The following is a 5664-nucleotide window of genomic DNA, read 5'->3' as shown; positions in this document are numbered from 1 at the left end:
TGACATATTATTGAAAGAAGTTATTGAAAAGGTTGAGAAGACAACAATATAATTCTGTTGCTTGAGAAAGCTTCGGGCGATTAGTATTACTTGGCTTTGATGTCACCACCTTTACACCTGTAACCTATCAACGTGATAGTCTGTCACGACCCTATAAGGAAGTCTCATCTCGTGGCTAGTTTCGCACTTAGATGCTTTCAGCGCTTATCTATTCCCAACGTAGCTACTCTGCAGTACAGCTGGCGCCATAACAGATTCACCAGAGGTTAGTCCAACCCGGTCCTCTCGTACTAAGGTCAGCCCCACTCAAACTTCCAACGCCCACAACAGATAGGGACCGAACTGTCTCGCGACGTTCTGAACCCAGCTCGCGTGCCACTTTAATGAGCGAACAGCTCAACCCTTGGGACCTTCTCCAGCCCCAGGATGTGACGAGCCGACATCGAGGTGCCAAACCTCCCCGTCGATATGAGCTCTTGGGGGAGATCAGCCTGTTATCCCCAGCGTACCTTTTATCCTTTGAGCGATGGCCCTTCCATGCAGAACCACCGGATCACTATATCCGTCTTTCGACCCTGCTCGGCTTGTCTGCCTCACAGTCAAGCAAGCTTTTGCTATTGCACTCCGCGTACGGTTACCAAGCGTACTGAGCTTACCTTTGAAAGCCTCCGTTACCTTTTTGGAGGCGACCACCCCAGTCAAACTACCCGCCAAACAATGTCCTCCGCATTACAGAGTTAGACACCAAATACAGAAAGGGTGGTATTTCAACGTTGGCTCCACAAGTCCTGGCGAACCTGCTTCAAAGCCTCCCACCTATCCTACACATCCTGTATCCGATATCAATGTTAAGTTGTAGTGAAGGTGCATGGGGTCTTTCCGTCCCGTTGCGGGTAACCGGCGTCTTCACCGATACCACAATTTCACCGAGCTCATGGCTGAGACAGCGCCCAGATCGTTACACCATTCGTGCAGGTCGGAACTTACCCGACAAGGAATTTCGCTACCTTAGGACCGTTATAGTTACGGCCGCCGTTTACCGGGGCTTCGATTCAATGCTTCGCCTTGCGACTAACATCCCCTCTTAACCTTCCGGCACCGGGCAGGTGTCAGGCCTTATACGTCATCTTGCGATTTTGCAAAGCCATGTGTTTTTGTTAAACAGTCGCCTGGGCCTTTTCACTGCGGCTGACATTGCTGCCAGCGCCCCTTCTCCCGAAGTTACAGGGCCATTTTGCCGAGTTCCTTAGCCATGATTCACTCGAGCACCTTAGGATTCTCTCCTCGACTACCTGTGTCGGTTTACGGTACGGGTTTTTATAACCTGAAGCTTAGCGGGTTTTCTTGGAAGTCTGATTACCTGAACTATCCCATCCCCCGAAGGTTCCGAGTACTATCAGCTTTCAGCAAAGAATGCGTACTTTACTACATTCCCTATACCTACGGCCTTTAACGAACTATTCCGTCAGTTCGCGTCAGTGTCACTACTCCGTCACCGCATCGCAGTTATAAAAAGTACTGGAATATTAACCAGTTGTCCATCGGCTGCGCCTTTCGGCTTCACCTTAGGCCCCGACTAACCCTGATCCGATTAGCGTTGATCAGGAAACCTTAGTCTTTCGGTGGGCGGGTTTCTCTCCCGCCTTATCGTTACTTATGCCTACATTTGCTTTTCTATTCTCTCCACAGTCAGTTACCTTCCTGCTTCACCGATAATAGAATGCTCCCCTACCAGTGTATATTAATACAATCCATAGCTTCGGTATACCATTTAATGCCCGTTTATTATCCATGCCCGGCCGCTCGACTAGTGAGCTGTTACGCACTCTTTAAATGAATGGCTGCTTCCAAGCCAACATCCTAGCTGTCTGTGCAGCCGGACCTCGTTAGTTCAACTTAATGGTAATTTGGGGACCTTAGCTGATGGTCTGGGTTCTTTCCCTCTCGGCCATGGACCTTAGCACCCATAGCCTCACTCCAGCGTATATTATCAAGCATTCGGAGTTTATCTGGATTTGGTAGGATTTGACTCCCCCGCACCCAATTAGTAGCTCTACCTCTTAATAACTTAAACCGCCAGGCTGTTCCTAAAAACATTTCGGGGAGTACGAGCTATTTCCCAGTTTGATTAGCCTTTCACCCCTACCCACAAATCATCCGGAAACTTTTCAACGTTTATCGGTTCGGTCCTCCAGTACCTGTTACGGCACCTTCAACCTGTCCATGGGTAGATCACAAGGTTTCGCGTCTACCTCCTCTGACTGCACGCCCTATTCAGACTCGCTTTCGCTTCGGCTGCGCGGCTTAACCGCTTAACCTTGCCAGAGAAGAGTAACTCGTAGGCTCATTATGCAAAAGGCACGCCGTCACCCCATAAAGGGCTCCGACCGCTTGTAAGCACACGGTTTCAGGTTCTATTTCACTCCCCTGTTCGGGGTTCTTTTCACCTTTCCCTCACGGTACTGGTTCACTATCGGTCTCTCAGGAGTATTTAGCCTTACCGGATGGTGCCGGCAAATTCCTACAAGGCGTCTCCGACCTCGCAGTACTCAGGATACCACTATCCGATTATTACTTACCCGTACGCAGCTCTCATGCTCTATGGCGCGGTTTCCCACCCGCTTCCGGTTCATTTTAATCTTCATGTCGTGGTCCTACTACCCCGTATATGCCGTAACATATATGGTTTGGGCTTCTTCCATTTCGCTCGCCACTACTCTGGAAATCACTGTTGTTTTCTCTTCCTCCGCCTACTTAGATGTTTCAGTTCAGCGGGTTAGCGCATTTGCGATTATCCTTCAGATAATCAGGTTTCCCCATTCGGAAATCCACGGATTAATTCATATTTGCTAATCCCCGTGGCTTATCGCAGCTTATCACGTCCTTCTTCGCCTCTGAGAGCCTAGGCATCCCCCGTGTGCCCTTTCTTACTTTCTTCTACTCATGCGCCTTTTGCGCCGCATGGTATGCTTTTTTGGTAATCTTTTTTAGATCCAGGAATTAAGAGCCAGGATTCAAGACAAGTCTTGTTTCTTTCATCTTAGTTCTTGTTTCACTAAAAGACTCCCTATTGTTGTCTTCTCGTTTTTTCAATTACTTCTTCCAATATGTCAAAGAACGTTTGGCTATGGTCATTTGTCAGTGGTCAGTAGTCAATAAATGACTAATGACTATTTACTAATGACTGCTTTAGCCTGGTGGAGAATAACGGATTCGAACCGTTGACCCCCTGCGTGCAAGGCAGGTGCTCTAGCCAGCTGAGCTAATCCCCCTGGTTGATCATTTAAGTGGCGGTCTTTAGTGGCAGTGGCAGCATGTCTGCTACTATTTACTGCTACCGCTACTCAATGTGCCTGTAGTCCCGAGCAGATTTGAACTGCTGACCCCTACATTATCAGTGTAGTGCTCTAACCAAACTGAGCTACGGGACTATCTTTTTTAGTTCGCAGTTTACAGTTGCAGTTGCAGTATATATACATCATATATCACTGCTGCTACCGCTACCGCTACTGCCACTTAAGCCCCCGCCCTCTCGGCCGGCACCCTGATGGCTTCATCTTCCGGGTTTCCTTTTGTTTTTTTATCAAGAAAAATAAATCATGTGCATAGCAGTTTCTGCCCCTTTCATTTTGTTTGGGATACTGCTCCAGAAAGGAGGTATTCCAGCCACACCTTCCGGTACGGCTACCTTGTTACGACTTAGCCCCAGTTATCGGTTTTACCCTAGACGGCTCCTTGCGGTTACCGGCTTCAGGCACCCCCAACTTCCATGGCTTGACGGGCGGTGTGTACAAGGCCCGGGAACGTATTCACCGCGTCATTGCTGATACGCGATTACTAGCGAATCCAACTTCACGGGGTCGAGTTGCAGACCCCGATCCGAACTGTGAACAGCTTTGTGAGATTGGCATCCTGTTGCCAGGTAGCTGCCCTCTGTACTGCCCATTGTAGCACGTGTGTAGCCCCGGACGTAAGGGCCATGATGACTTGACGTCGTCCCCTCCTTCCTCTCTATTTGCATAGGCAGTCTGTTTAGAGTCCCCATCATTACATGCTGGCAACTAAACATAGGGGTTGCGCTCGTTGCGGGACTTAACCCAACACCTCACGGCACGAGCTGACGACAGCCATGCAGCACCTAGTTTCGTGTCCCGAAGGACTGAGACGTCTCTGTCTCATTCACTAACTTTCAAGCCCGGGTAAGGTTCCTCGCGTATCATCGAATTAAACCACATGCTCCTCCGCTTGTGCGGGCCCCCGTCAATTCCTTTGAGTTTCACCCTTGCGGGCGTACTCCCCAGGTGGAACACTTAACGCTTTCGCTTAGACGCTGACCGTATATCGCCAACATCGAGTGTTCATCGTTTAGGGCGTGGACTACCAGGGTATCTAATCCTGTTTGATCCCCACGCTTTCGTGCCTCAGCGTCAATCACACTTTAGTAAGCTGCCTTCGCAATTGGTGTTCTGTGACATATCTATGCATTTCACCGCTACTTGTCACATTCCGCCTACTTCAAGTGTATTCAAGCTCTTCAGTATCAAAGGCACTGCGACAGTTGAGCTGCCGTCTTTCACCCCTGACTTAAAAAGCCGCCTACGCACCCTTTAAACCCAATAAATCCGGATAACGCTCGGATCCTCCGTATTACCGCGGCTGCTGGCACGGAGTTAGCCGATCCTTATTCTTACGGTACATTCAGCTTGATACACGTATCAAGGTTTATTCCCGTACAAAAGCAGTTTACAACCCATAGGGCCGTCTTCCTGCACGCGGCATGGCTGGTTCAGGCTTCCGCCCATTGACCAATATTCCTTACTGCTGCCTCCCGTAGGAGTCTGGTCCGTGTCTCAGTACCAGTGTGGGGGGTCATCCTCTCAGATCCCCTAAACATCGTCGCCTTGGTAAGCCGTTACCTTACCAACTAGCTAATGTTCCGCATGCCCATCTTTACCCTATAAATATTTGATCAAATTATGATGCCATAATCTAATTTTATGCGGTGTTAATCTCTCTTTCGAGAGGCTATCCCCCTGGTAAAGGTAGGTTGCATACGTGTTACGCACCCGTGCGCCACTCTCATCGGGAGCAAGCTCCCGAATCCCGTCCGACTTGCATGTATTAGGCCTGCCGCTAGCGTTCATCCTGAGCCAGGATCAAACTCTCCATTGTATAATGTTTTGTTTGTTTTACCTGACCCTATTAACTCAATCAATAGAATCTGTAAATAATGTATCTTTTACAGTATCCCCCTGAAAACTTTATTGGTTCTCTCTCAACTCCGAACGGAGTTGTTTTCATTGACAGTACTACTTTGCTGTTTTGAAACTGACCGCTTTCTGCTTTACGCCTTCCGCTTTCACCTTCTTGTCAAAGTAGCCCGCTACGCTACATGATTATCTTTTCCTTAAAGAACTTGCTCGCCTCGCCTCTCGGTTCGGCTTTATATTCGCTTACCATTGCGGTAAGTAAATCTTTCTGTATTTTTATCCCCCGAAATTCGCTTCCGGGCTTCCCTCGTTTTGGGTCTGCAAAGGTAGAAAACCTTTTCTCTTTTCCAAAATAAAAATTTTTATTTTTTTCATTCTGTTTCTGACTGTCAAAACAACAGCTTCTCCATCCCTCCGGACTTCCAAGCCCCCGCCGTTGCGGGTCGCAAAGGTA

Annotated in this window: 2 tRNA genes and 2 rRNA genes; all 4 read right to left on the bottom strand. The window is 48.7% G+C overall.

The window, feature by feature from the left end:
• Positions 1-61 precede the first annotated feature (61 nt).
• The 4 genes from LT679_RS18550 to LT679_RS18535 all read right to left on the bottom strand — a co-directional run bounded on the left by LT679_RS18550 (position 62) and on the right by LT679_RS18535 (position 5172).
• A 23S ribosomal RNA gene (locus tag LT679_RS18550) occupies positions 62-2937 on the bottom strand.
• 258 nt (positions 2938-3195) lie between these two features.
• Positions 3196-3272 (bottom strand) — tRNA-Ala (locus tag LT679_RS18545).
• Positions 3273-3356: 84 nt separating this feature from the next.
• Positions 3357-3431 (bottom strand) — tRNA-Ile (locus tag LT679_RS18540).
• A gap of 219 nt (positions 3432-3650) precedes the next feature.
• Positions 3651-5172, bottom strand: a 16S ribosomal RNA gene (locus LT679_RS18535).
• The 16S and 23S rRNA genes sit together here with 2 tRNA genes alongside, the layout of an rRNA operon.
• Between the last annotated feature and the right edge of the window lie 492 nt (positions 5173-5664).

The organism is Mucilaginibacter roseus (assembly GCF_021215455.1).
GTDB lineage: Bacteria > Bacteroidota > Bacteroidia > Sphingobacteriales > Sphingobacteriaceae > Mucilaginibacter > Mucilaginibacter roseus.
The sequence above is the reverse complement of the archived record's forward strand: the minus strand, read 5'-3'. Positions and strand labels throughout refer to the sequence as shown.